Source organism: [Mycobacterium] stephanolepidis (genome assembly GCF_002356335.1).
In the GTDB taxonomy this organism is placed as follows: domain Bacteria; phylum Actinomycetota; class Actinomycetes; order Mycobacteriales; family Mycobacteriaceae; genus Mycobacterium; species Mycobacterium stephanolepidis.
The window spans coordinates 3,613,605-3,638,732 of record NZ_AP018165.1; the positions used below are offsets into that span (position 1 = coordinate 3,613,605).

Sequence of the window (25,128 nt, forward strand, 5' to 3'; positions counted from 1 at the left end):
GGTTCCTCAGCCCCTCACTATGAACGGCGGCAATAGTCGATACCTCCAATACGTGAGGACATTCCCGTTGTCCATCCTCGCCGTAGCTTTCCGATAACACTCAGCGAGACGTTCGACATAACGCCTGTTGACCTCAGTCCTATGGGCAACGGCCTTCATCGAGTCGGCCATCTGCTCGGGCCCCAGAACAGCGGGCCTCATTGCCTCAAAGCGGGCTCGACTCTCCTGGGTAGTCCCGAGGTCGTAGAGGGCCAAATGCAGCTCTTTGATCTGACGCGGGCTCGGCGACCGAATGCCTTCATCTTCAACGATTTTCAGCTTCTCCACCGCTTCAAGCATTACGCGGGATGCGGCCGGCCTCCAGTCCTTGATCTCATAGTTTTTGCACGCCTTCGAGACATCCCGCAGCACCGCCCGTAGCTGCCCCCTCAGTTCTCGCTGCCGCTTGCTAACAGCGCTCCCAATGCTCAGCAACGCCGGGACCGCGATGGCGAGTGCTGCCATCCACCACGCAAGATCCCAAAGCTTCACCGCAGAAGTGTTTCATGTGCACGCTCGATGTCGACGTCTGTTTGAGCTCCGATCGCCATCGCCGCTTGCGCGGTGCGCAGCTAACGCAAGGCTGGCGGGACCTTCAAAGACGATGCAGGTCTGCCCATGCGCGTCATCGCCGACTCACTCGGCCAGGCTGACATCCTGACCACATAGCGGCACTATCTGGCTCGCGGCAAGGCGCATCCGGAGGCCCCGACCGTGCTGGATCGCATGCTGGAACACCCTGCGAATTAAGGGAGACTTTTTGGAGACCTGAGGTGACACAGGGAAAGAAAAACCCCAGGCCAGAGGAAATTAATCCTCTGGCCTGGGGACCTAGTAGCGGGGACAGGATTTGAACCTGCGACCTCTGGGTTATGAGCCCAGCGAGCTACCGAGCTGCTCCACCCCGCGGTGGTGAACACAAGGTTACCGGGCGCAGTGCGTGCCACCAAATCGTTTACCTGGCCTGCGGTTACACACCCACGAACGCCTCGGCTGAGTGTCACTTTTCGGATATCTATCTCGGACTTTGGCCCGAAAAGTCGACACTCGGCGGAAGTTACTTGGCCTGTGTGAACTTCGTCATCGCGTCGTCAAGGCTCTTCAGCGCTTGCCCATACCGGGCGAAGTCCCCACTCTTCTGGGCATCCTTCACCTCACCGATGGCCCGCTGAACCTCCTGCAGCGCCGCGGCCTTCGTGGAGGACAGCTCCGAGGACCCCGCGGGCGGCGGTGCCACCGGAGGGACGATCGGAACGCTCTGGCCGCTGGGAGGCGGCGGGTTCACACTTCCGGGTTCTGCCGCCGGAGCGGTGGCCGTCGCACCGGCACCGGGCCCGAACACCATGTCCAGGGCATCCCTGACCGTGGTCGCGTAGCCGACCTTGCCGTTGTAGAACATGCCCACACGGATCAGACGCGGATACGAGGACTGATCACCCTGGCCCGGCGAGGCGTACAGCGGCTCGACGAACAACAATCCACCGTTGGCCACCGGCAGTGTCAGCAGATTGCCCCACCGCAGGATGTTCTGGTTCTTGATGATGCCGACATGCGAGGACACCTGGTTGTCGGTGGTGATCGCATTGTTCACCAGCTTGGGCCCCTGCACCGTTCCGGGAACCGTCAAAACGGTGATCTTCCCGTAGGTTTCGGGATCGGAGCTGGCACTGACGTAGGCAGCCAGAAAGTCACGCTGGAATCTGTTGAGCGCACTCGTCAATTGGAATGACGCCGCGCTGTCATTCCTCGTAATGTCTTTCGCCACGATGTAATACGGCGGCTGCGAACCGGTGGACGCGTTTGGGTCATCGGGCACCTGCCAGAAATCACTGGTGGAGAAGAAGGTCACCGGGTCGTTGACGTGGTAGCGCGCCAACAGCGTCCGCTGCACCTTGAAGAGATCCTCCGGGTAGCGCAGATGCCGCGCCAGATCCGACGAGATGTCACTCTTCGGCTTTACCGTTCCAGGGAAGATCTTCATCCATGCCTTGAGCACGGGATCCTTCTCGTCCTGCTGATACAGAGTGACGGTGCCGTCGTACGCGTCCACCGTCGCCTTGACCGAGTTCCGGATATACGACACCTGCTGGTTGGGCAGCGCTCCCCCGGTCTTGCCGACCTGGCTGTCAAAGGTGGCCTCCGACAATGACGTCTGCTGCGAGTAGGGGTAGTTGTCCAGCGTGGTGTAGCCGTCGACGATCCAGACCATGCGCTTATCGACGATCGCCGGGTAGGTCCCGCTGTCGACTGTCAGCCACGGCGCCACCGCTTCCACACGCTGGCTCGGGTCCCGGTTGAACAGGATCTTGCTGTTGTCCCCAATAACGTTGGAGAACAGGAAGTTCCGTTCGGCGTATTTCAGACCGAAGACCGTACGCGCCAACGCACCGCCAACCGGCACGCCGCCGGTTCCGGTATAGGTGCTGTTCTTGGTTCCGGAATTGTTCTCATAGTCGTATTCACGATCGTCACCGTTCTTGCCGACGATCGCGTAGTCGTTGGTATCGCTGGCGATGATCGGGCCGTAATAGACGCGTGGCTGCGCCAGCGCCGCCGGGCCGTCGGACAAGATCTTGCCGTTGTCATCGACGGCATTCACCAGGAACTCCGGGTACCCGCCGTTCTCGTCCGGCTTGTCGGCCACTCCCCGCACGGTGTTGGCCGGGGCGGCGATGAATCCGTTGCCGTGGGTGTAGACGGTGTGCCGGTTGATCCAGTCGCGCTGGTTATCGCGAAGCTTGGCCGGATCGAGCTCGCGTGCGGCCACGACATAGTCGCGCAGCGAACCGCTCCTGTCCTGGTACCGATCGATCGACAACGAATCGGGGAAGGCGTAGAAGTTCTTGCCCTGCTGCAACTGAGTGAAGGCCGGGCTCACGATGTTGGGATCCAAGACCCGGATGTTGGCGATCGTGGACCGGTCGGCCGCAACCTGCTTGGCCAGTTGCTCACTACCGGCGGGCGCCGATGCGGTACCGCTGTAGTCCCGGTAGGTCACGACATCGTCGGTCAGTCCGTAGGCGTCGCGCGTCGCCTTGATGCTGCGCGCGATGTACTCGCTTTCCTTCTGCGCAGCATTGGGTTTGACGCTGAACTGTTCCACGATGAGTGGCCATCCGGCACCGACCACCAACGAGGACAGCAGCAGCAGTGCCAGGCCGATCGCGGGAATCCGCAGATCCTTGAGCACCAGTGCCGAGAACACCGCGACCGCACAGATCACCGCGATGGCCAGCAGGATGAGCTTGGCCGGCAGCACCGCATTGATATCGGTGTAACCAGCGCCGGTGAACGGCTTCCCCGCCCGCGTGTGCGAAAGCAGTTCGTACCGATCGAGCCAGTACGCGGCGACCTTGAGCAGCACCAGAATTCCGGCAAGAGTCACCAGCTGAATACGTGCCGGGCGCGACAGCGTGCCGGAACGACCAGACAGCCGAATGCCACCAAAGATGTAGTGCACCAATGCGTTGACGATGAGCGCGACGAAGACCGCGATGAACAGGTACGTCAGCACGAACCGGTAGAACGGCAGCTCGAAGGCGAAAAACCCGAGGTCCAGACCGAACTGCGGATCCTTGATGCCGAAATCCCCGCCCTCCAAAAACAGCTGCACGGGCATCCAATAGCTTTGGGCCACAATGCCGGCCAGCACCCCGATGAGCACCGGAACACCGATGACGAAGAGCCGCACCCGCGACAGGATCAGGGCCCGGTACTGCGCCAGCGCGTCGCCCGGCCCCTTGGTGGGCACGAACACGGGCCGCGCCCGGTATGCCAATCCGAAGCCCGCGAAAACCACGGCACCAACCAAGATTCCGACGATCAGGAACAAGGCCACGCGGGTCAGCAGCACGGTCGTGAACACGCCACGGAATCCGAGCTCGCCGAACCACAGCCACTTGATGTAGGTGTCGACCAGGCGCGGGCCGATCAATAACAACACCACGATCACCAACGCCGCGGCGACCAGTCGCCGGCTCCGTCGGGTCAGTCGTGGCAGAGCCCCATTCGGCCGCATTCCCACGTCGCTACGCTCCTCGTCGAGTGTTCAAGCACGGCTCAATTTTCGCGCTTCGATTCTCAGCCCCACTGTAGCCGCAGTACAGCGGGCATCGGCCAGCATCGAAGGTGGTGAGGCTCGCTAACAACTGGGCGCTTGACCACCACGATCAAGGGCGTTCAGTCCATCAACCGCTTCGGCCAACGTGCCGACCTTGACCATGGTGAGCCCCTGCCCGCCGTCCGTCTTGGCCTCGGCACAGTTGGCCGCCGGCACCAAGAACACCGTTGCTCCAGCGTCTTTGGCTGCCTGCATCTTGTGCGTGATTCCACCGATGGGCCCTACCTTGCCCTCGGCATCGATGGTTCCCGTTCCAGCAACAAACTTTCCACCGTCGAGTTCACCGGGCGTCAGCTTGTCGATCACCGCGAGGCTGAACATCAGTCCGGCCGACGGCCCACCGATATTGGCCAGGTTGAAATCAATGGTGAACGGCGCCCACGGCGCCTGCACAACGCCGACCCCCAGGAACCCGTAGTCACGATCCCCGTTCTTGCCGAGCGTGATCTTCACCGATTCCGTCTTACTGCTGCCCTCGGGGTTCTTGCGCTTGTAATCCAGCGTCACCGCCTCACCCGGCTTGGTCGCCTTGAGTACTCCGGTGAATTCCTCAAGGTTGGCGACCGGTCGCCCATTCACCGCGGTGATCGCATCGTTCTCCTGCAGCTTGCCCTTGGACGGTCCTTCATCGCTGATGGTCAGAACGGTCACTGCCGTCGGGTACTTGAGGTATCCGAGCGCGGCGAACTCGGCACTCTCCTCGGACTTCTTGAACTCGAGGTCGTTTTCCTTGTCTACCTGGTCCTTGGACCGATTGGGCGGGTACACCGCGTCCCGCGGGACCAACTGCTCACGCCCGCTCGCCCACAACCGCAGCGCATCGGCCAATGTCAGTCCGTCGCGCTGGGAGACCGTCGTCATGTTGAGGTGGCCCGACACCGGATCGACCGTGGTGCCCTTGATGTCGACGACCTCCTTGCCCTCGACCTGGCCGAGGGTGTTGAAGGTCGGACCCGGTCCCAGGGACACGAATGGCACGGTGATCACCGACATCAACAACGCGAAGGCGATGATCGGGACCAGCGCGACCAGCAGCGTCGCTACGCGGCGATTCATGCCTGCACCCTATGGCAAGCCCTGCTCGGGACCCCGTCGGTAGTCTCATGGTGGAGGTCCGATGAACGATCATACCCCCGTCCTGCTGTACGACGGCGTGTGCGCACTGTGCAACGGAGCGGTGAAGAAGATCCTGCGTGACGACAAGGTCGGAACGATGCGATTCGCGGCGCTCGACAGTGAATACGGCAAGCAGGTGATCGCGCGGCACCCCGAACTCGTCGGTGTCGATTCCTTCGTGATCGTCGACAACCCGGGCGATCCTGCCGAACGAATTCATATCCGGTCCGACGGAGTACTGCGCATCATCGACTATCTGGGCGGCACCCGACGAGCCTCCCTCATCGCACTGGTCCCGCGCCCCATCCGCGATGCGCTCTACCGGCTGGTCGCCCGAATCCGATACCGGGTGTTCGGCCGGTACGACACCTGCCCGTTGCCGCCTCCGGAGGTTCGGGCGCGCTTCCTGGCCTGATCCCACGCCAAAACGGGTGCGTTCACTGACAGCGTGATCCGGCCATGTCTACCAGCGGTACCGTGGAGATATGGCCGACCTCCCCTTTGGATTCGCTGCTGGCGACGACCCCGACCGTGAGCCGGGCGACGGCGCGCGGCCCGGACCCGGCTCGGGACCATCGGGTGCGGACCCGTTCGGCTTCGGATCTGGTGGATTCAATCCCGCCGACCTCGGACAGATCTTCACTCAGCTGGGCCAGATGTTCAGCGGGGCCGCAGCCGGTGCGGCCAGTGGTCAGTCCACGGGCGCGGTCAACTACGACATCGCCCGGCAACTCGCCTCAAGCTCAATCGGTTTCGTCGCGCCCATCACCGAGGGCACCCAATCGGCGATCACCGATGCGGTGCACCTGGCCGACACCTGGCTCGACGGAGCCACCGCGCTGCCCGCCGGGGCCATCCGAACCGCTGCCTGGACCGCGACCGACTGGGTGGACAACACCCTGGAAAACTGGAAGCGGCTCGTAGACCCTGTCGCCGAACAGATTTCGGGCATGTGGGCGGCGAATCTACCCGAAGAGGCCCAGGGCATGGCAGGTCCGCTGCTGGGCATGATGACCCAGATGGGCGGCATGGCCTTCGGATCGCAGCTGGGCCAGGCTCTCGGACAGCTGTCCCGCGAGGTACTGACCTCCACCGACATCGGATTGCCGTTGGGCCCCAAGGGCACCGCGGCCCTGCTTCCGGTCGCCATCGAGGCGTTCTCCGAAGGCCTTGAGCAGTCCAAGAGCGAGATCATGACCTTCCTGGCCGCCCGGGAAGCCGCGCACCACCGCTTGTTCAGCGGCGTGGGCTGGCTGACGATCCGGCTGATGGACACCCTTGAGCAGTACGCCAAGGGCATCTCGATCGACATGAGCGCCATCGAAGAAGCCGCACGCGGCTTCAACCCCGCTTCGCTGGGCGACCCCTCCGATATGGAACAGATTCTGTCCCAAGGCATTTTCGAGCCGAAGACGACACCGCAACAGGAGCAGGCACTGGAACGCCTGGAAACCCTGCTGGCACTGATCGAGGGATGGGTGCAGACCGTGGTGACCGACGCGCTCGGCGAGCGCATCCCCGCGACCGCGGCCCTCAGCGAGACTTTGCGGCGCCGCCGCGCGACCGGCGGCCCGGCCGAGCAGACCTTCGGCACCCTGGTGGGCCTGGAGCTGCGGCCGCGCAAGCTGCGTGAGGCGGCAGACCTGTGGCGCAAGCTCACCGACGCCGTGGGTGTGGACAAGCGTGACGCGATCTGGGCACATCCCGATCTGATTCCCGATGCCGGCGATCTGGACAACCCGGCCGCCTTTATCGATCGGATCATCGGCGGAGACACCGACGCCATCGACGACCCGATCGCGCAGATCGAGAAGCTCGATCCGGGCACATCCGAATAAACCGGAGAAATCTGCGGCTCACACATTCGGCGCTGGTCAAAGGCCGAGTGAGGCTGTGGATAAACGGCTTTCAGCCGCCCGGCGCGCATGCCGGATATGCCACAGTGGGTCATGTCCAGTGAGCCGACCTTCACCCTCGATCCGGCACGTCCGGTGCTGCCGAGGCCGGATGACGGGGTTCAGATCGGGTGGATGCCGCGTCATGCCGTGATCGTGCGCCCCTCATCCACCGCGCCGGCCGCTGCGGTACGCCAGCTGCTGCACTCCCTGACCGATGAACTCACCTGGAGCCAGATCCTTGGCCTTCAGTGCGTCAAGGACTTTCACGGCACCGAGGACATTCGGTCGCTGCTGGAGGAATTGGTCGCCACCGGCGCCGTCATCCGGCGCACCCGATCCGTTATGGCCGCTTCGCCGGTGATCCGACTCGTCGGTCGCGGTCCACTATCCGACGCTCTCGCCGAGGCGCTCCGGCACACCTCGGCACGTGTCCAGCGCTCAACCCAGTCGGCACACGGAAAGTCCTGGAAACACGTAGATTTGGCGATACTCGCCGATGACCTGATTGCCGACACCCGGTTACTTCGGACACTTGCCGATGCCGAGGTGCCGCACCTGTCCGTGCGAGCGCGCGACGGCACCGGTCTCATCGGGCCCATGGTTCTGCCTGGTATCACCAGTTGCCTGGAATGCGCCGACCGCCACCGGCGTGACCGCGACGAACAGTGGCCCGCGGTGGCCGCTCAACTCACCGGAACCGTGGGCGTCGCCGCGCCCGCCACGGTGCTGGGCACCGCGGCGGTGGCACTGGCACAGATCGATCGAGTGCTGTCGGCGATTCGCGGACAGGCGCCGGGACCGCTGGTGACGCTCAACGCGACGCTCGAGCTCGACCTGTCCACTCATGCGCTGACGGCCCGGCATTGGACCGCACATCCCTTGTGTCAGTGCGGCGCCTATTTCACCGGAAATTGACGAAGACCCACTTTTTGTTAACTTCATCACGACGGGCATGATGTGCACATGGCAGAGATCCGTCGTGGCCGCGCCGCACGCGCCGCAAAACTCGCATCGCTTCCGGCCGGGATCGCAGGCCGTGCCGCGCTCGGTGTGGGTAAACGGATCGCCGGGAAATCCAAAGACGAAGTGAACGCCGAACTCGTGGAGAAGGCTGCCGAGCAGCTGTTCCAGGTTCTCGGCGAGCTCAAGGGCGCGGCCATGAAGATCGGCCAGATGCTCTCGGTGATGGAGGCCGCGATTCCCCCCGAGTTCGGGGAGCCGTACCGCGAGGCGCTGACCAAGCTGCAAAGCGATGCCCCACCGCTGCCCGCCGACAAGGTCCACCGCGTGCTGGACGCACAACTGGGCACCAAGTGGCGCGAACGTTTCCAGTCCTTCGACGACAAGCCCGTCGCCTCCGCCAGCATCGGCCAGGTACACAAGGCCGTCTGGAAGGACGGGCGCGTCGTCGCGGTCAAGGTGCAGTACCCGGGCGCCGACGAGGCCGTCCGGTCCGACCTCAAGACCATTCAGCGTCTGTCCTCGTTGTTCAAGCAGGTGGCTCCGGGCGCCGATATCAAGGCCATCGTCGACGAACTGATCGAGCGCACCGAAGAAGAACTCGACTACCGCATCGAGGCAACGAACCAACGCACCTTCGTCAAGGCCTTCAAGGACGACCCCGAGTTCTACGTCCCCTCGGTCGTGGCCTCCTCCCCCAAGGTGATCATCACCGAGTGGATGCAGGGCCGGAAGCTCTCGGAAATCATCGCCAAGGGCACCGAAGAGGAACGCAGCAAGTGCGCGCATTTTCTCCTCGAGTTCAGCATCAGCTCGCCGTACCGGTGTGGACTGCTGCACGCGGACACCCACCCCGGAAACTTCATGCTGCTCGAAGACGGCCGGTTCGGAATCATGGACTTCGGGGCCTGCGCCGCGCACGAGGGTGGCCTGCCCGCGGGCTTCGGCCCGATCCTGCGTCTGGCCCGGGACGAGAAGTGGGAAGAGCTCACCGAGGTACTCCGTTCGGAGGGTTTCATCCCGCCGAGCGCGACCTCCGTGTCGCACGAAGAGGTCAACTCCTACCTGGAGCCGTACATCGAGCCGCTCAACCACGAGACCTTCCACTTCAGCCGCAAGTGGCTACAGCGGCTCACCGCCAAGGCCACCGATTTCCGCAGCCAGGAGTTCCTCGAGTCGTTCAAGACCAGCCGGCAGATGAACTTGCCGCCGAACTACCTGATGTTCTTCCGGGTCCTCGGTGGCCTGATCGGTATCGCCGCGCAGCTCGATGCCCCGGTGGACTACGCCGCCATCATCGACAAGTGGGTTCCGGGGTTCCACGAGGACAGCAAGGCTCCCGCCGCCACCTAAGCGAAATGGAAAACCTGCGTTGTCAGACTCTCGCCGCCCCCGGCATGATGTAACGCATGGCTGAGATCCGTCGTGGCCGCGCCGCACGCGCCGCAAAACTCGCATCCCTACCGGCAGGGATCGCCGGTCGAGCCGCGCTGGGCGTCGGAAAACGTTTGACCGGCAAGTCCAAGGACGAAGTCAATGCCGAGATGATGGAGAAGGCTGCCGAGCAGCTGTTCCAGGTTCTCGGCGAGCTCAAGGGCGCGGCCATGAAACTCGGGCAGGCCCTTTCGGTTTTCGAGGCCGCCATCCCGCCGGCCTTCGCCGAGCCCTTCCGCGAGGCGCTGACCAAGCTGCAAAGCGATGCCCCACCGCTGCCCGCCGACAAGGTCCACCGCGTGCTGGACGCACAACTGGGCACCAAGTGGCGCGAACGTTTCCAGTCCTTCGACGACAAGCCCGTCGCCTCGGCCAGCATCGGCCAGGTACACAAGGCCGTCTGGAGCGACGGGCGCGTCGTCGCGGTCAAGGTGCAGTACCCGGGCGCCGACGAGGCGGTGCGTTCCGATCTGAAAACCATGCAACGGTTGGCATCGCTGTTCAAACAGATCGTGCCCGGAGCAGACGTCAAAAGCATCATCGACGAGCTCATCGAACGCACCGAGGAAGAACTCGACTACCGCATCGAGGCAACGAACCAACGCACCTTCGCGAAGGCCTTCAAAGGCGACCCCGAGTTCTATGTGTCACCGGTGGTGGCCTCGGCGCCCAAGGTCGTTATCAGCGAATGGATGCAGGGCCGCAAGCTCTCCGAAATCATCAGCAGCGGAACCGAAGACGAACGCAACGAGTGCGGCCGCCTGCTGCTGAAGTTCACGGTCAGCTCCCCATACCGATGTGGACTGCTGCACGCCGACACCCACCCCGGAAACTTCATGCTGCTACCCGACGGGCGCCTCGGTGTCATGGACTTCGGCGCCGTCGCCACCCATGAGGGTGGATTCCCTCCGAACCTGGGTCCCATCTGGCGCCTGGAGCGCGACGGGATCTGGGATGAGCTCATCCCGCTCATGCGCGAGGAGGGATTCATTCCGCCGCGCACCGAGGTCTCGCCGGAGGAGATCGACGAGTACCTCAAGCCATTCATCGATCCGCTCAAGTCCGATGAGTTCCACTTCAGCCGCAAGTGGATGCAGCGGGTCGCCGCCAAATCCAGTGACCTACGTGGGGCGCAGTTCCAGACCGGCCGACATCTGGATCTACCGCCCGTCTACCTGATGATGTTCCGCGTTCTCGGCAGTCTGTCGGGCATTCTGGCCCAGCTTGACGCGACGGTCCCGTACGCGCAGATCATCGGCGACTGGGTTCCCGGCTTCCGCGAGGATGAGCCCGTTGCTGCCAGCTAGCAACAGCTAACATTCCGTGAAGACGTGAGGCAACGACGCCACACTGAACGATATGAGGTGACATGGCAGATATTCGCCGCGGCGGGCTCAGCCGAATGACCAAACTGGCAAGCCTGCCCGCAGGTATGGCAGGTCGCGCGGTCATCGGGGTGGGCAAACGGCTGACCGGAACCTCGGCCGATGAGGTCAATGCCGAACTCCTGGAGAAGGCCGCCGACGAGTTGTTCAACGTGCTCGGTGAACTCAAGGGCGGCGCCATGAAGGTCGGCCAGGCCCTGTCGGTGATGGAGGCGGCGATACCGCCCCAGTTCGCCGATCCGTTCCGTGAGGCTCTGGTCAAACTGCAGAGCGAGGCACCGCCGCTGCCCGCGGCCAAGGTGCATCGCGTGCTCGACGCACAGCTCGGCACCAAGTGGCGCGACCGATTCCAGTCCTTCGACGACACGCCCGTCGCCTCGGCCAGCATCGGCCAAGTGCACAAGGGGATTTGGAAGGACGGCCGCGAGGTGGCCGTCAAAATCCAGTACCCGGGCGCCGACGATGCGCTGCGCGCCGATCTCAAGCTGATCCAGCGGATGACACCGCTGGCCAAACAGATTGCGCCCAAAGCAGATATCGACAGGCTGGTGGCCGAGATCAGCGACCGCATCGAGGCCGAACTGGACTACCGCCAGGAAGCATCCAACCAGCGCGCATTCGCCAAGGCGTTCGCCGAAGATCCGAAGTTCTTCGTACCGGCGGTGGTCGCGAGCGCGCCCAAGGTGATCATCACCGAGTGGATGGAGGGACGGCGGCTCTCGAAGATCATCTCCGAGGGCACCCGCGAAGAGCGGGACTCTGCCGGCGCGCTGATGCTCGAATTCACGGTCAAGTCACCGGAAAAGGTGGGTTTGGTGCACGCCGATCCGCATCCGGGCAACTTCATGCTGCTGCCCGATGGGCGTTTCGGCATCATCGATTTCGGCGCGGTCTCCGAGCACCCCGGCGGCATTCCGCCGGAATTCGGTGAGGTGTTGTGTTGGGCCCGAGATGAGCAGTGGGAGCAAGTGATCCGGCTCATCAAGCAGCTCGGATTCATGCCACCGGAGGTCCAGCTGTCCGGGGATCAGGTGATGGATTACATCAGGCCGCTGTGGCCCTATGTCGACCCGCTGCGCTCCGGTGAATTCCATTTCACGCGGGAATGGTTCCAGCAGGCCGCGGTGGCGTCGACCGACCTCCTGGACGAGGGATTCACCGAGCGATTCAAGCTGGCACGTCAGATGACGGTGCCGCCGGGTTACGTCATGCTGCTGCGCACTCTCGGCGGGATGATCGGGGTTCTGGTACAGCTCGGCGCGCACGTGAACTACGCGGCGATCGCCGAAGAGTGGATGCCGGGGTTCTTCGAACCGAACGCGAAATCGGCCTGATAACAATGCTCCCCACCGCCACATGGCGATGGGGAGCATTGGTTGTCGAGTCCGGCGACATCCGCTACGTGCCGGGTCATGCCGCGGCGGGATCAGCGGTCGGCAGCGAGTCCTTGCGCGGGCGTCCACGCGGGCGCTTGCGCGCCACGATGGCACCCTGCTCCAGGATCTCGCCACCCCACACACCCCAGGGCTCCGCGCGATCCAGCGCGGCAGCCAGGCACTGCGACCGGATCGGGCAGTCCGCGCACAGCGTCTTAGCCCGCTCCAGATCAGCGGGGCTTTCCGCGAACCACAGGTCCGCATCCACGACGTGGCACGGTAGCGCGAGTCTTCGGGCCTCCACTTCGACGGTCATCATGTGTCCGTTCACCTGCTTCCTCTTCGGTTCCTTGTAAAACTGCTGGTCTCGTATCGGTGTCTTATCGATCGAGATCCGGAACCACGTCTGAGGTTTTGAGGCTCAAACAAAAGTGGCCACGGATCCCGGTGGTGTCGGGTCCGTGGCCTGGGAGGCGGTTGAGGGGCTACCTAGATGTATCCCCTATTCACGGACGCGACATTCGCGGCTGCGGCGACGGCGGCGCGGTGCTTAATGCCGACGGCCGACATGCTCTGAGCCGCCGGCTTGGCAGCGGCGACATGCGTCAGGAGCGACGGCGGAGCGAGCGGCGATACGACAAAGGCACCATGGGCATCACGCCACAAGGTGTCGCCGTAATTGGTGGGTGTGTTCATCGCTCCTCCTTCCGTCTACTCACTCGTGAACAGGTCTGGTTCGGAATCCTCGCGAATTCCTGAAGCCCAGAGTAAAAGGTCATCTATTGGTTGACAAGTTATTTTTGACCTGCGGCGATACTTCAAAACCAGTTTTTCCGAACTGGCATCTTTTCCGGATCTCCGTTTACACAGATGTCAGCAGTCGGGAACGGAACAGATCCAATACCTGATCCAGTGCCGCACGCGTGGGCTGTCCCGGCTCGTCGATGAGATGTTCGGTGACCACCGAATGCGCCGGCATCGGCGAATGGGGGTTGGCCACGTCGCCGGGCAATTCGATGGCAACAAACGCGTCCCCGAGCTCATCCCTGAGGAACTGGAATCGCTCGGCCGGCACCAGCTTGTCGGAGGTGAAGCGCATGCCGAGCACCTTGAGCCCGTCGTGCTGACAGCGATGCTTGACCTTCTGCAGGTCGCCCGGAGAAATGTCGATGTTGTAGCGATGCGACTTGGTGAGACCGAACGGCAGCGACGGTTGCGACAACACGGGTGCCAGCAGCCTGTCATCGGCCGCCATGGCCAGCGCGTATCCCCCGGTGAAACACATACCGATGGCGCCCACCCCGGGACCGCCGTTGCGCTCGTGCTCGTTCTGCGCGAGTGCCCGCAACCACGCCACCACCGGTGAGCTCTTTCCAGTGGCCAGGACCGTGAATTCACGGCTGACGCAGCCGCGGAACATCGACGACGCCATGTAGGTCGCGGTGCGCAACCACCCCTCTTCCCGGGGGTCCGTGTTCTGTCCGGGATTCCCAAACAGGTGCGGCATGACGGCGGTGCAGCCGATATCGGCCACCTTGCGTGCGAAGTTGGCGACCTTCGGGGTGATTCCCGGCATCTCGGCGATGACGATCACCGCCGGTCCACTGCCCTTTCTCAACACGATCTTGGTTTCACCCTCGTGTGTGAAGGTGCCTGCTTCGAAATCGCGGAGGTCATCGTCGGCCATGGGGCGAGCCTAGGACGAGATCGCGCTCCGCGCTAGACACATGTTGAACAAGGAACTACGAGGCTCTGGCACGGACCAAACGCAGTACATCGGGACCGTACTGCTCCAGCTTGCGCGCGCCTATTCCGGGAATGGCCACCAGGGCGGCATCATCCCCCGGCAGAAGCTCGGCGATGGCGATCAAGGTGTTGTCGGTGAACACCACGAACGCGGGCACCTTCATCTCCTTGGCCGTCTTGAGCCGCCAATCCTTGAGCGCGACAAGGAGTTCCTCATCGATATCGGATGGGCAACTCTCGCAACGCCGGAGCATTACCGCCGCCGGAGTGCTGAGCGCGGCATTGCAGATTCGGCAGCGCGCACCGCTGCCCCGACGTCTCGGCGTAGCAGCGGCCGGGAGTTGCGCGGTGGGGGCGATTCCGTTGAGAAACCGCGAATGCTTGCGGGACTTGCGGCCACCGGCCGCGCGCGCGAGCGCCCAACTCAGATTCAGATGCACACGCGCACGGGTGATCCCGACGTAGAGCAGCCGCCGCTCCTCTTCGACCGGTTCGATATCGCCGGCACGCGACAGGGCATGCGAGATGGGCAGGGTGCCGTCGGCCAGCCCCACCAGGAACACCGCATCCCATTCCAGGCCCTTGGCCGCATGCAACGAGGCAAGCGTTACGCCTTGCACGGTCGGTGGGTGACGCGCCTCGGCCCGCACCCGCAGTTCGCGCACGAGCCCCGGCAGATCCAGCTCCGGCAGACGGACACATTCCTCTTCGGCGAGTTCCACGAGCGCGCGCAGTGATTCCCACCGCTCACGCGCCTGGGCGCCGTGCGGCTCCTCGGCCGACAAACCCAGCGGCTCCAGAATCTCCCGAACCTGTTGCGGTACAGGAGTATCTGTATGCTCTCGCTCCGCGGCGCGCTGCAGGGCCACCAGCGCCTGCCGCACCTCCTGACGCGTGAAGAACCCTTCGCCACCTCGCACCTGGAACGGTATGCCCGCCTCGGTGAGCGCCTCCTCGTACACCTCCGACTGCGCGTTGATCCGATACAGCACCGCGATCTCAGATGCCGGGGTTCCGGATTCCAACAGTGTCGCAATCGATTTCGCCACGGACTTCGCCTCGGCGGCCTCGTCGTCGTGTTCGGAGAATCTGGGAGTCGGCCCTTCGGCCCGTTGACCGATAAGTTGCAGCTTGCTGCCCGCTACTCGTCCTTGTGCCGCGGCGATCAACCGGTTGGCCAGCGAAACCACTTGTGGGGTCGAGCGATAGTCACGCTCGAGACGGACCACCGTCGCTTCGGGAAATCTGCGGGAGAAGCCCAGCAGATACTGCGGGGTGGCCCCGGTGAACGAATAGATGGTCTGGTTGGCATCACCCACAACGGTCAGGTCATCGCGGGGGCCCAGCCACGCGTCGAGCACCCGCTGCTGCAGTGGGGTGACGTCCTGGTATTCGTCGACCACGAAACAGCGATAGCGATCCCGGAACTCATCGGCCACCGACGCAGAGTTCTCGATGGCGGCCGCGGTGTGCAGCAGCAGGTCATCGAAATCGAGCAGGGTGGATCCGTCGGGCCGGGCCTTGAGCTTCTCGTAGCCCGCGTAGACCTTCGCGACCTGCTCGGCGGGCACCGGCGTATCCCGCGCGAACTTGGCGGCGGCCGCCGGATAGGCCTCGGGACTGATCAAAGAGGCCTTGGCCCACTCGATTTCACCGGCAAGGTCACGCACGGTGTCGGTGCTGGTGCTCAGTTTGGCGCGGTTCGCGGCCTGGGCGACGATGGTGAACTTGCTGTCGATGAGCTCCCAGCGCGTATCGCCGACCAGCTGCGGCCAGAAGTAGCGCAGCTGCCGCAGACCGGCGGCGTGGAACGTGACGGCCTGAGCCGATCCCACACCCAAGTCACGTAAACGCCCCCGCATCTCCCCCGCCGCCCGTTGGGTGAAGGTGACCGCGAGGATCTGACCGGGTGCCACATGACCGGATTCGACCAGGTGAGCGATGCGATGGGTGATGGTGCGGGTCTTACCGGTGCCCGCACCGGCGAGCACGCAGACGGGACCGCGCGGCGCGGTGACGGCGGCACGCTGCTCATCGTCGAGACCATCGAGGAGAGAACGCGCCACCCGGCCATCTTCGCAGCAACCGCCGACAACACCGGTCGCTGACCCCGTTATCGGCATTGAGACATCTCACATACCCCGGAGGAACACCCACCAGGGGTATGACGTTGAATGCCGGTGTGACTACAGCGAGCGACTCCAGCCTCATCTTGTACAGCACCACCTGGTGCGGATATTGCCGTCGGCTCGAGACGCAGCTGAAGGCCGCGGGCATCGACTACACCAAGATCGATATCGAGCAGGACCCGGCCGCAGCCGACTATGTCGCCAACGTCAACGGCGGGAACCAGACCGTGCCGACCGTGAAGTTCCCCGACGGCAGCGCATTGACCAATCCGTCGCTGTCCCAGGTGAAGGCCAAGCTCGGCGTCTGATCCCCAGGTCGGCCGACTGTCGACTCTTCGCGGAAAAATGCGAGTAGCCGGTGCCGAAAGTCGACACCGGGTGCGGAAGATTTAGGCGTACGCCCAGGATTCGACGATCTCCCGGGCGATGGAAATCGACCCGGGCAACATCAGGCGTGAGTCGGACGCGGTGGTCCAATCCCCCGCTTCCAGCGCAGCCCGCACCTCGTCGCGCGTGAACCACTCTGCTTCGGCGATTTCGCCGTCGTTGAACGAGAACGGCTGCGATGGGTCACCCAGGGCATGGAAACCCAACATGATCGAGCGCGGGAAGGGCCACGGCTGGCTGCCCAGGTACTGCACATCAGTGACGGTCAGGCCCACTTCCTCGGCGATTTCGCGGGCCACACACGCCTCCAACGATTCGCCGGCCTCGACGAATCCGGCCAGCAGCGAGAACATCCGCTCCGGCCAGAACTTCTGACGGCCGAGTACCGCGCGGTCACCGCCGTCATGCACCAGGCAGATGACAGCAGGGTCGGTGCGCGGGAATTCTTCCTGGCCGGTGGCCGAGTTCACTCGAACCCAACCGCCCTTGGCCGGAGTGGTGGGCGATCCGTCGACGGGGCTGTAGCGAGCACTGTCGTGCCAGGCCAGCATCGCCATCGCGGTGGCCAGCAGAGCCGCGCTGGTGTCATCGAATAATTCGCCCGAGCGACGCAGGTCCAATAGCGCCGCGCTGTCGTCGTCCAATTCGGCGCGCACCGCCCACACATGGCGACCACCCGAGATGCGCCCCAGGAACACCGCATGCTCCGGGGGCACATCGCCGACGCGTGCGGCGTCTTCGAGAACCACCCGCCCGTCGACAATGTTCACCCGGCCTCGCATGTCCAGCGTGATCAGCCCCGCCTCTGGCCAACCCTTCACCAATTCCTCAGGGTTGGAACGCAGTTCGTCGGCCCGATCGAGCCCAACGCGCGACAGCAGGGGGATGTTGCGAAGGCGGAAAGTCATGTCATGCTCCGGCGTTGCGGACGTAGAGCAGGCGATCGGATGCCTCGATGGAATCGACCTCGGGTGCATCGACCCGGTGCAGGGTGCCATCGCGCACCACACCTAAGACGATGTCCGAGAGATGACGCGGCGAACCGCCGACCTCGCTGCGCTCCACCTCGCGTTCGGCGATCGCGAACCCCGCCTCCGGGGTCAACAGGTCCTCGATCATCTCGACGACGCGCGGTGTCGAGGTGGCGATGCCGAGCAGTCGTCCCGCCGTTTCCGAGGAGACCACCACCGAGTCGGCGCCCGACTGGCGCAGCAGGTGCACGTTCTCTGCCTCGCGGATCGCGGCGACGATCTTGGCGTTGGGCGCCAACTCCCGTGCGGTGAGCGTGACCAGCACCGAGGTGTCGTCCCGATTGGCGGCCACGATGATCGACTTGGCGTTTTGCACACCCGCCAGACGCAGCACGTCCGACTTGGTAGCGCTGCCACGCACCGTCACCAGGTCTGCGGCGGCCGCCGAATCCAGGGCCATCTGGTCTTCGTCAACGACCACGATCTCGGCCGGGGTAGCGCCATCGGAAAGCATCGCCTGGACGGCGGTCTTTCCCTTGGTGCCGTATCCGACGACAACGGTGTGGTTGCGCACGCGGGACCTCCATCGCTGGATCTTGAGTGCTTGACGCGAACGTTCGGTGAGTGCTTCCACCGTGGTGCCGACCAGAACGATCAGGAACAGCAGCCGCAGCGGCGTGATCACCAGAATGTTCACCAGACGCGCACCCTCGGTGTACGGGGTGATGTCGCCATAGCCGGTGGTAGAGAGCGAGACGGTCGCGTAGTAGAAGCAATCGAGGAAGCTGAGCGGATCGCTTTCCTCCGGGGTGGATGCGACATCGCGGTAGCCGCTGCGATCGGCGTAGACCACGAGCACCGCGGCGAAGAGCGTGCCCACCGCGATGAGGATCCGTTTTCCGATGGCCCGCCATGGGCTGGCGGCGTTCTGCGGGATACGCAGCACACCGACGAGAGCATGGTCTGGCTGTGCGGTCAGCGCCTGGTCGATGCCACGGAACCGCTGGCGAAACTTACCGGCCATATGCCGATCGCGTCCGAGTCACCGGTTGCACGGGTGTCAATCTACTCACATGGCGCCCGTCATTCGCGTTGGCTAGCGACTTCGCGCCGAAGTTGCCTCCGAAGTCAGCCTCGCGAGCTCCGTTGCCTGCGGCAGCTCGGGCAGTTCGGTGGGGGCGACCGTGCGCCCCGTACGCACGTAGTGGAACACCGCACTCACCCGCGCGGGATCGATGCCCTGCAGCGCCGCCCAGGCATGCCGGTAGGCGGCCAGCTGCAGGGCGGCAGCCTCCATCTCGGCACCCGACGGCTCATGCCCGGTCTTCCAGTCCACCACTGTCCAGTTTCCGTCGGTGCTGGTGTCGGGTCCGAACACCGCGTCGATCCGCCCGCGGACGGCGGTCCCGGCGACAGAGATCTCGAACGGCACCTCGATATCGACGGGAGTTCGATCCGCCCATTCCGAGGAGAGGAACGCCGACTGCAGCGCCGCGAGATCCTCGGCATCTTCGAACTCCCCGTAGCCGTCGCCCGGCAGATCTTCGAAATCGATGAGACGTACCGCCCCGTAGTGACGCTGTACCCAGGAATGGAAGGCGGTACCGCGACGGGCTTCGAGGTCAGGACGCGTGGGGCGCGGGCGGGCAAGCCTGCGCGCGAGCGCCTGCGGATCGTGCCGTAGCTCGACCAGGCTTGTCACCGAAAGATGCTGTGGAAGAGTCCGTTCCGGACGACGATGGGCCTGCTCTCGTTCACGCAACAGAGCGTCGACATCGGCGGCCCAGCCGTCGGGATCCTCGTCGTCGACCGGCTCGGCGGTATCGGCCAGCGCCTCGCGCACCAGCTGCGCCCCTGCTTCGATGTCGCCGCGCCTGCCCGCCAGCGGGTCGGCGGGCCATTGTGCCTCAACGGTCTGATCGAGCATGGGGTTGCGCTCGCCCGCCGCAGGCGCGGGGGCCCACTCCTCGACGATTCCGCACGGGATGCCTTGAGTGACCGCGTCTTCGATCACATCGCGCAACTCGATCAGAAAGTCGGACGGGCCCTTGGGTTTGAGTCCGGTCTGGCCCCAATGATGTCCCGAGACGAAGAGCTGCTCGGCCGACCTGGTGACCGCCACGTACAGCAGTCGCCGTTCCTCGTCGATTCGGCGAGTGGCCAGGCTGTCCTTGTGTCGCGCGATGGCGTCGGAGAGCTGTTTACGGTTCGTGATGCCCTCTGTGTCCAGCTGCGGGACCCCGAAACGATCCCCCAGGGTGGCACGATCGCCGCGTACCAAGGGCGGCAGCTCGGTGGCGCTTGTCAGCCAGGTCGGCGCGGCCACACCCGAGGGAAACACCCCGGCACTCAGATGCGGGACCGCGACCACATCCCATTCCAAACCCTTGGCCGAATGCACGGTCAGAATCTGTACCCGGCCCGGGCTACTCGCGACTTCCACCGGCGCGAAACCCTTTTCGACCTCCCATGCCGCATCCAGGTATTGCAAGAACGCGGCGATCACGCCAACCGGGTCGCTCTGGTCGGCTGCCTCCGCGAATCCGGCAGCCACATCGGTGAACGCACGCAGTTGGTCCAGGCCACCGCTGCGTTGTCCCGCTATGAGCTCGACATCCAGCGCCAACACCCGCTGCACCTCGCAGATCAGGTCGGTGAGCGGCATGCCGAGCCGGGTGCGTAATGCGGTCAGTTCCCGCCGCAACGCCGTCAGTCGCGTCCAGCCCTCCGATGAATACTGTTCGGGAGCACCGGGATCGCTGATGGCGTCGGCCAGACACGGTATGTCGGCATTCTCCCCCGCCATGTCGGAGCCGCCGCGACCAAATGCCATCGCCCGCCGCCACAACACCGCCAGGTCATGAGCGCCAAGGCGCCATCGCGGACCGGTCAACACCCGCAGCGCAGCCGGACCCGCGGTCGGATCCGCGACAAGACGAAGCATCGCCACGGTGTCGGCGACCTCAGGAAGACCGAGCAGACCTGTCAATCCGACCACTTCGACCGGAACACCGTGCGCAGCAAGGACCTCAGCCATGGGGGCGGCATCACTGTTGCGGCGGACCAGCACCGCCGACGACGGCGGACGGGTCCCATCACGACGCGCCTCCTCGTACACAAAGGCCAGTTTCGTTGCGACCCATTCTCGTTCGGCGACGATATCGCCGAACAGTGCGCAGGCGATGTTGCCCGAGGTAGCGTCCGGGCGAGGGCGCAGCGGCCGCACCGCCACCGAGCGCCGTCGCGCTTCCTCGGACACGGCATTGGCCAGGTGCAGAGCCTCGGGGGGGTTACGCCAACTGGTGCGCAGTTCCCTTGTGGGCGCCGGTGAGCCGTCCGGCAGCGGGAAATCGGTGGTGAATCGGGGCAGATTGGTCGCCGACGCGCCACGCCAGCCATAGATGGACTGGATGGGATCACCCACCGCCGTCAACGCCAGCTCGGGATCGACGCCGCGCCCGAACAACGACGACAGCAGGATGCGCTGAGCATGACCGGTGTCCTGGTACTCGTCGAGAAGCACCACCCGATAACGATCCCGCTGGGTCTGTCCGACGATGGGATGTTCGGCGGCCAGACGGGCCGACAGCGACATCTGTGCTCCGAAATCGAGAACACCGCGGGCACGCATCTGCTCTATCAGCTGGGCGACGATCGCGACGAGTTGCGTTCGTTCATGCTGTGTCTCGATCAGCCGCAGCAGCCAGGCGCTTGGTCGACCCTCCCGCTGGTACGGGCCCGGCGGCAGAGTGTGAATCAGCTGTTCCAGCTCGTCGTGCGAGGAGAGCAGATCGGTGGTGTCCACCAGATGTTCGGACAGCTGACCGGCCAACGCGAGCACCTGAGCGGTGACCGCACCGGGCGTCTTCTCCGTATCCAGATCCCCGTCGAAGTCACAGACCAGCCGGAACGCCAACTGCCACAACTGCGTTTCCGTCAGCAGCCGCGCGTTGGGCTCCATGGGCAATAGCAATCCATGCTCGCGCAGCAAGGTTCCCGCATAGGCGTGGTACGTGGCGATCACCGGATCGGGTTCGTCGGCCCTGACCGGATCCATGATCCCGCTTCCCGCCAGCCTGGCCAGCCGCGATCTGACCCTGCGCAACAACTGCCCCGCGGCCTTGCGCGTGAACGTCAACCCGAGCACCTGACCGGGGGTGGCATAGCCGTTGGCCACCAACCACACCACCCGCGCGGCCATTGTCTCGGTCTTGCCCGCCCCGGCACCCGCGATGACCACCATGGGGCCCGGTGGCGCGCCGATGACGGCGGCCTGCTCGTCAGTGGGCTCGAAAAGCCCTAAAGCCCTGGATAGTTCGGACGGAGAGTAGGTGCTCACGACTGGCACACCGCCTGCCCATCTGCCTGCACGGGGCAGCATGCGCGCAGCGGGCAGTGCCCGCATCCGTCATTGACCCGCGCGATGAACAGCGGCCCCTTCGTGTTGGCCGCGGCGGTGTGGATGGTGTCACGCCAGGCCTCCTGAGCGGCAGGCGTCAACGGGTCCTGATGACGTTGAGTAGCCCCGTCATCGAGGTTCGGTTTGGCGACGTACACCAATCGGCCGCCACCGGGCTCACCCGCCGGCTGTCCCGCGATGAGGCCTTCGGCAGCGGCGACCTGATAGGTGGCGAGCTGGGCGTGCTGTTGCGCATCGTCCTTAGTGGCAGGGCTCTTTCCGGTCTTGATATCGATGACGACGGCGCGTCCCTCGGCGTCCCGTTCCAACCGATCGATGCGGCCGACCAGCCGCACCTGCGGGTGCTCGGCGTGCGTGAGCACCCCGTCGACGCCGATCTCTCGAGCGACTTCGGTGAGTTCACTGCGCGTTGCCGTACGCCACGCGGAGAACGCCTCCAGTAGTTCATGATGCCTGCGCAGCTCGTTACTCGCATACCACTGCGACTCGAATGGCATTGATTCCCAAGCCTTGTCGAGCTCGCGATACATGGCCTCGGTATCCGCGGGATGCTCACCGACGAGCGCATGCACCAGTGTCCCGAGCGCCCGGCGGGGATCGGTCAGATCGGTGCCGCCATGCCGTTCCAGCAGCCAACGCAGCGGGCAGGCCATCAGCGTCTCGACGTTGGATGGTGACAAGCGAACCGGGCCGTCCTCGGCATGCCACAGCGGATCCTCGCTACTGACATCGGCGAGCCCGTACCAAGACCCGGGGTCTGCGCCGGAGACACCGGCCTCCGCAAGGCGAGCCAGCTGACGCGCTGCCGCGCGACGACGAGCATCGCTCACGGTGCCCGTGGATGCGGTGACGACGGCCCGCAGTTCTCCGACGAGGTTGGCGGTGGTCAGGGTCCGGGACTCCGGCACTCCCGCGCGACGTTCCGGCATCACCCATTGCGGATGCGCGACCATGAGCTCGGTGAGAAAGCGGGAGGCCATCGCGGAACCGCCGCCCACATCGGCATTCTCGTTGTCGACAGCCGTGACGAGCACCCGGCGAGCCGCCCTACCCACGGCCAGCAGCAGCAGTCGGCGTTCCTCAGCGAGCGCTACCGCCGCCCCATCGACACATGCGGGGTGGTCAATGCCTGCCAGCACATCCATCAGCTCCTGGGTGCGCAGCACCCCACCCCGCGGCGCGGTGTTCGGCCACAGCCCCTCTTGCACACCGGGGATCGCGACCACATCCCACTGCCGTCCCACGGCTGCGTGCGCGCTGACGATGGACACCGCATCGGGCTCACCCGTCGTGTGCTGACCGGCGAGCGCCAGTGAACGGATGTGGTCGATCAGTCCCGTCACTCCGATACCTGGTGTGCGCGCCACATGTTCGGATGCCAGGTCGAACAGTGCGGACACCGCGTCGAGGTCGCGGTCTGCTTGCGCACCCAGCGGACCTCCCCGTTGCGACAGCCCGTCCCAACGGCGTTGCAGACCCGACCGAATCCACGCCGCCCACAGCACGTCGAGGACGCCGGCGCCGGAGATGATGGCCCCGCGCACGGAGGCGATAACCGCACGCACGCGTCGCAGTGGCGCGGCCTGGATGTCGGTGAGCGCCCTGAGCCGCGCGTCGTCGGTATCGACCAGAACCGAACGCAACAGCACGGCGCTGTTTCCGTCCCCGCCCCGGGCTTCCTCGGCCCGCAGCAATTGGCGGCGTAACCGCCTGAGCGCTACCGGATCCACACGCCCGATCGGACCGGTCACCAATGTCACCGCATCCTCGTCGTTCAGACTGCCCTGCGCGCAGGACACCGCCAGCAGCAGCGCATGTACGGCCGGAACAGCGGCCACCGGACCGTCATACGACTCCGCATGCACTGGGACACCGGCCGACTGCAGAGCGCGTCGCAGTGCCGCGCCACTGCGCGGCACCGACCTGACAATGACCGCCATCTGAGACCACGGCACCCCATCGATCAGGTGGGAGCGCCGCAGAAGGTCGACAACGAGCGACGCCTCCGCGGTTTCGGTGGACACGGCGGCCAGACGAACGGCGCCCGAGACGTTCTCCGCCCCGCCGATCATGCGGGCAGGTGAGCTTCCGGGTAGCCGTCCTGCCACGGTGTTCGCAAGCTCGGCGACCGGGGCAGCGCAGCGATGTGAACTGTGCAGCTCGATGGTCGTGGCCCCGTCGTCGGCGGTGGTCTGCAAGAGCTGGGCGTCGGCCCCGCGGAATCCGAACACGGTTTGGTTGGGGTCACCCGTGAACACCGACAGCGAGGCACCCCCCGCCAGGAGTCGCACCAACAGCGCGGCCTGCGGATCAAGGTGCTGGGAATCGTCGACGAGAAGAAGGCCGATCCGATCGCGCTCGGCGGCAAGGATTCCCGGCTCGATGGCGAAGTTTTCCAGCACCGATCCGACCAACTCGGCGGCTCCGAGTGCAGGCACCGTGGCCTGTGGAGCCGCCATCCCCACCGAGGAGCGCAGCAGCATGACCTCCTCATATTGCCGCGCGAGGTCGGCAACCGCGACCCACTCCGGGCGGTTGTGCCGCCGACCTATGGCACGAAGATCCCTCGCGTCGATACCGCGCTCGGTGCACCGCGCCATGAGATCTCGAACACCGGTCGCGAAACCGGCCGTCGTCAACGCGGGCCGCAGCGAGGCGGGCCAGGAGCCACCATTGTCTTCAGCGTTGCCGCACAACAAGTCCCGCACAATGCTGTCCTGTTCGGCAGCAGTGATCAAACGCGGCGGCGGATTGCCCTGGCGGGCGGCGTGGGCGGCCAGCATGGCGAAGGCATACGAGTGCACGGTGCGGACCATGGGTTCACGGATGGCCATGGTTCCGCGGCGCTCGAACACCGCCGCAGAGATCCGGCTGCGCAGTTCGACGCTCGCCCGGGTGGAACCCGTGAGCACAAGAATGGATTCCGGGCTCGCGCCCGCGGCGGTTCGCGCCGCCACGATGTCTACCAGCAGGCTCGTCTTGCCGGTTCCGCTACCGCCGACCACGACGAACCGGCCCTGCCGGGCCGGGTCCAGCAGATCTGCCGCCGCGCCGTCCCACGATCGGGGGGAGGCGGTCGGCGTCGGCATGTGCAGATCACAGCATGAGGGTCTGACAACCGGATCTGACCTGGGTGTCCCGAGCTGA

At 64.8% G+C, this 25,128-nt stretch carries 18 protein-coding genes and 1 tRNA gene; 7 read left to right on the top strand and 12 right to left on the bottom strand.

Going from position 1 to position 25,128, the window contains the following annotated elements; genetic code table 11:
* Positions 1-6 precede the first annotated feature (6 nt).
* The 4 genes from MSTE_RS18010 to MSTE_RS18025 form a co-directional block, all read right to left on the bottom strand.
* Positions 7-531, bottom strand: a complete 525-nt coding sequence (locus tag MSTE_RS18010; protein ID WP_096503272.1) for a hypothetical protein — start codon at positions 529-531, stop codon at positions 7-9.
* Positions 532-874: 343 nt separating this feature from the next.
* Positions 875-948: transfer RNA gene (locus MSTE_RS18015), tRNA-Met, on the bottom strand.
* A 148-nt stretch (positions 949-1,096) separates the two neighbouring features.
* Positions 1,097-4,063 carry a UPF0182 family protein gene (locus tag MSTE_RS18020; protein ID WP_096503274.1) on the bottom strand — a complete coding sequence of 989 codons (2,967 nt, stop codon included), beginning with the start codon at positions 4,061-4,063 and terminating at the stop codon, positions 1,097-1,099.
* Positions 4,064-4,180: 117 nt separating this feature from the next.
* On the bottom strand, positions 4,181-5,215 hold the full coding sequence (locus MSTE_RS18025; RefSeq protein WP_096503276.1) for a YlbL family protein: 1,035 nt from the start codon (positions 5,213-5,215) through the stop codon (positions 4,181-4,183).
* A 61-nt stretch (positions 5,216-5,276) separates the two neighbouring features.
* Between MSTE_RS18025 and MSTE_RS18030 the strand changes: the two genes are divergently transcribed.
* From MSTE_RS18030 to MSTE_RS18055, 6 genes are all read left to right on the top strand, one after another.
* Entirely contained in the window at positions 5,277-5,690 is a 414-nt protein-coding gene (locus MSTE_RS18030; protein WP_096503278.1) for a thiol-disulfide oxidoreductase DCC family protein, read from the top strand.
* Positions 5,691-5,760: 70 nt separating this feature from the next.
* The gene (locus MSTE_RS18035; protein WP_096503280.1) at positions 5,761-7,113 is read left to right on the top strand and encodes a zinc-dependent metalloprotease; all 1,353 of its coding nucleotides are present in this window, start codon (positions 5,761-5,763) and stop codon (positions 7,111-7,113) included.
* A 96-nt stretch (positions 7,114-7,209) separates the two neighbouring features.
* Positions 7,210-8,088, top strand: a complete 879-nt coding sequence (locus tag MSTE_RS18040) for a hypothetical protein (protein WP_096506057.1) — start codon at positions 7,210-7,212, stop codon at positions 8,086-8,088.
* A gap of 48 nt (positions 8,089-8,136) precedes the next feature.
* On the top strand, positions 8,137-9,486 hold the full coding sequence (locus tag MSTE_RS18045; RefSeq protein WP_096503282.1) for an ABC1 kinase family protein: 1,350 nt from the start codon (positions 8,137-8,139) through the stop codon (positions 9,484-9,486).
* A 56-nt stretch (positions 9,487-9,542) separates the two neighbouring features.
* The gene (locus MSTE_RS18050; RefSeq protein WP_096503284.1) at positions 9,543-10,874 is read left to right on the top strand and encodes an ABC1 kinase family protein; all 1,332 of its coding nucleotides are present in this window, start codon (positions 9,543-9,545) and stop codon (positions 10,872-10,874) included.
* Between the two features lie 62 nt (positions 10,875-10,936).
* The gene (locus MSTE_RS18055; protein WP_096503286.1) at positions 10,937-12,286 is read left to right on the top strand and encodes an ABC1 kinase family protein; all 1,350 of its coding nucleotides are present in this window, start codon (positions 10,937-10,939) and stop codon (positions 12,284-12,286) included.
* A 76-nt stretch (positions 12,287-12,362) separates the two neighbouring features.
* Here the strand turns inward: MSTE_RS18055 and MSTE_RS18060 are convergent, their stop codons facing one another.
* The 4 genes from MSTE_RS18060 to MSTE_RS18075 form a co-directional block, all read right to left on the bottom strand.
* Positions 12,363-12,647 (bottom strand): WhiB family transcriptional regulator, encoded by a 285-nt coding sequence (locus tag MSTE_RS18060; protein ID WP_096503288.1) that lies wholly within the window; start codon positions 12,645-12,647, stop codon positions 12,363-12,365.
* Positions 12,648-12,817: 170 nt separating this feature from the next.
* Positions 12,818-13,024: a hypothetical protein gene (locus tag MSTE_RS18065; protein WP_096503290.1), complete on the bottom strand. Its 207-nt coding sequence runs from the start codon at positions 13,022-13,024 to the stop codon at positions 12,818-12,820.
* Positions 13,025-13,190: 166 nt separating this feature from the next.
* Positions 13,191-14,015, bottom strand: coding sequence for a dienelactone hydrolase family protein (locus MSTE_RS18070; RefSeq protein ID WP_096503292.1), 825 nt, complete (start codon positions 14,013-14,015; stop codon positions 13,191-13,193).
* 55 nt (positions 14,016-14,070) lie between these two features.
* Complete coding sequence (locus MSTE_RS18075) at positions 14,071-16,140, bottom strand: ATP-dependent DNA helicase UvrD2 (protein ID WP_096503294.1); 2,070 nt, start codon at positions 16,138-16,140, stop codon at positions 14,071-14,073.
* A gap of 98 nt (positions 16,141-16,238) precedes the next feature.
* Between MSTE_RS18075 and MSTE_RS18080 the strand changes: the two genes are divergently transcribed.
* Positions 16,239-16,511, top strand: coding sequence for a mycoredoxin (locus tag MSTE_RS18080; RefSeq protein WP_096503296.1), 273 nt, complete (start codon positions 16,239-16,241; stop codon positions 16,509-16,511).
* A gap of 81 nt (positions 16,512-16,592) precedes the next feature.
* Here the strand turns inward: MSTE_RS18080 and nudC are convergent, their stop codons facing one another.
* The 4 genes from nudC to MSTE_RS18100 all read right to left on the bottom strand — a co-directional run bounded on the left by nudC (position 16,593) and on the right by MSTE_RS18100 (position 25,070).
* Positions 16,593-17,498, bottom strand: coding sequence for an NAD(+) diphosphatase (nudC, locus tag MSTE_RS18085; protein ID WP_096503298.1), 906 nt, complete (start codon positions 17,496-17,498; stop codon positions 16,593-16,595).
* A 1-nt stretch (position 17,499) separates the two neighbouring features.
* Positions 17,500-18,585 (bottom strand): potassium channel family protein, encoded by a 1,086-nt coding sequence (locus MSTE_RS18090; protein ID WP_096503300.1) that lies wholly within the window; start codon positions 18,583-18,585, stop codon positions 17,500-17,502.
* Between the two features lie 72 nt (positions 18,586-18,657).
* Positions 18,658-21,900, bottom strand: coding sequence for an ATP-dependent helicase (locus MSTE_RS18095; protein WP_096506059.1), 3,243 nt, complete (start codon positions 21,898-21,900; stop codon positions 18,658-18,660).
* Entirely contained in the window at positions 21,897-25,070 is a 3,174-nt protein-coding gene (locus MSTE_RS18100) for an ATP-dependent helicase (RefSeq protein WP_096503302.1), read from the bottom strand. The genes MSTE_RS18095 and MSTE_RS18100 overlap by 4 nt, the downstream gene beginning before the upstream one ends.
* Positions 25,071-25,128: the final 58 nt, after the last annotated feature.

Excerpts from the sequence above, each read along its gene's own strand:
- MSTE_RS18050 (WP_096503284.1), top strand. The coding sequence starts at position 9,543 with ATGGCTGAGATCCGTCGTGGCCGCGCCGCACGCGCCGCAAAACTCGCA.
- MSTE_RS18090 (WP_096503300.1), bottom strand. The coding sequence starts at position 18,585 with ATGGCCGGTAAGTTTCGCCAGCGGTTCCGTGGCATCGACCAGGCGCTG.
- MSTE_RS18030 (WP_096503278.1), top strand. The coding sequence starts at position 5,277 with ATGAACGATCATACCCCCGTCCTGCTGTACGACGGCGTGTGCGCACTG.
- MSTE_RS18055 (WP_096503286.1), top strand. The coding sequence starts at position 10,937 with ATGGCAGATATTCGCCGCGGCGGGCTCAGCCGAATGACCAAACTGGCA.
- MSTE_RS18035 (WP_096503280.1), top strand. The coding sequence starts at position 5,761 with ATGGCCGACCTCCCCTTTGGATTCGCTGCTGGCGACGACCCCGACCGT.
- MSTE_RS18070 (WP_096503292.1), bottom strand. The coding sequence starts at position 14,015 with ATGGCCGACGATGACCTCCGCGATTTCGAAGCAGGCACCTTCACACAC.
- MSTE_RS18025 (WP_096503276.1), bottom strand. The coding sequence starts at position 5,215 with ATGAATCGCCGCGTAGCGACGCTGCTGGTCGCGCTGGTCCCGATCATC.
- MSTE_RS18060 (WP_096503288.1), bottom strand. The coding sequence starts at position 12,647 with ATGATGACCGTCGAAGTGGAGGCCCGAAGACTCGCGCTACCGTGCCAC.
- MSTE_RS18065 (WP_096503290.1), bottom strand. The coding sequence starts at position 13,024 with ATGAACACACCCACCAATTACGGCGACACCTTGTGGCGTGATGCCCAT.
- nudC (WP_096503298.1), bottom strand. The coding sequence starts at position 17,498 with ATGACTTTCCGCCTTCGCAACATCCCCCTGCTGTCGCGCGTTGGGCTC.
- MSTE_RS18045 (WP_096503282.1), top strand. The coding sequence starts at position 8,137 with ATGGCAGAGATCCGTCGTGGCCGCGCCGCACGCGCCGCAAAACTCGCA.
- MSTE_RS18080 (WP_096503296.1), top strand. The coding sequence starts at position 16,239 with ATGACGTTGAATGCCGGTGTGACTACAGCGAGCGACTCCAGCCTCATC.
- MSTE_RS18040 (WP_096506057.1), top strand. The coding sequence starts at position 7,210 with ATGCCACAGTGGGTCATGTCCAGTGAGCCGACCTTCACCCTCGATCCG.
- MSTE_RS18100 (WP_096503302.1), bottom strand. The coding sequence starts at position 25,070 with ATGCCGACGCCGACCGCCTCCCCCCGATCGTGGGACGGCGCGGCGGCA.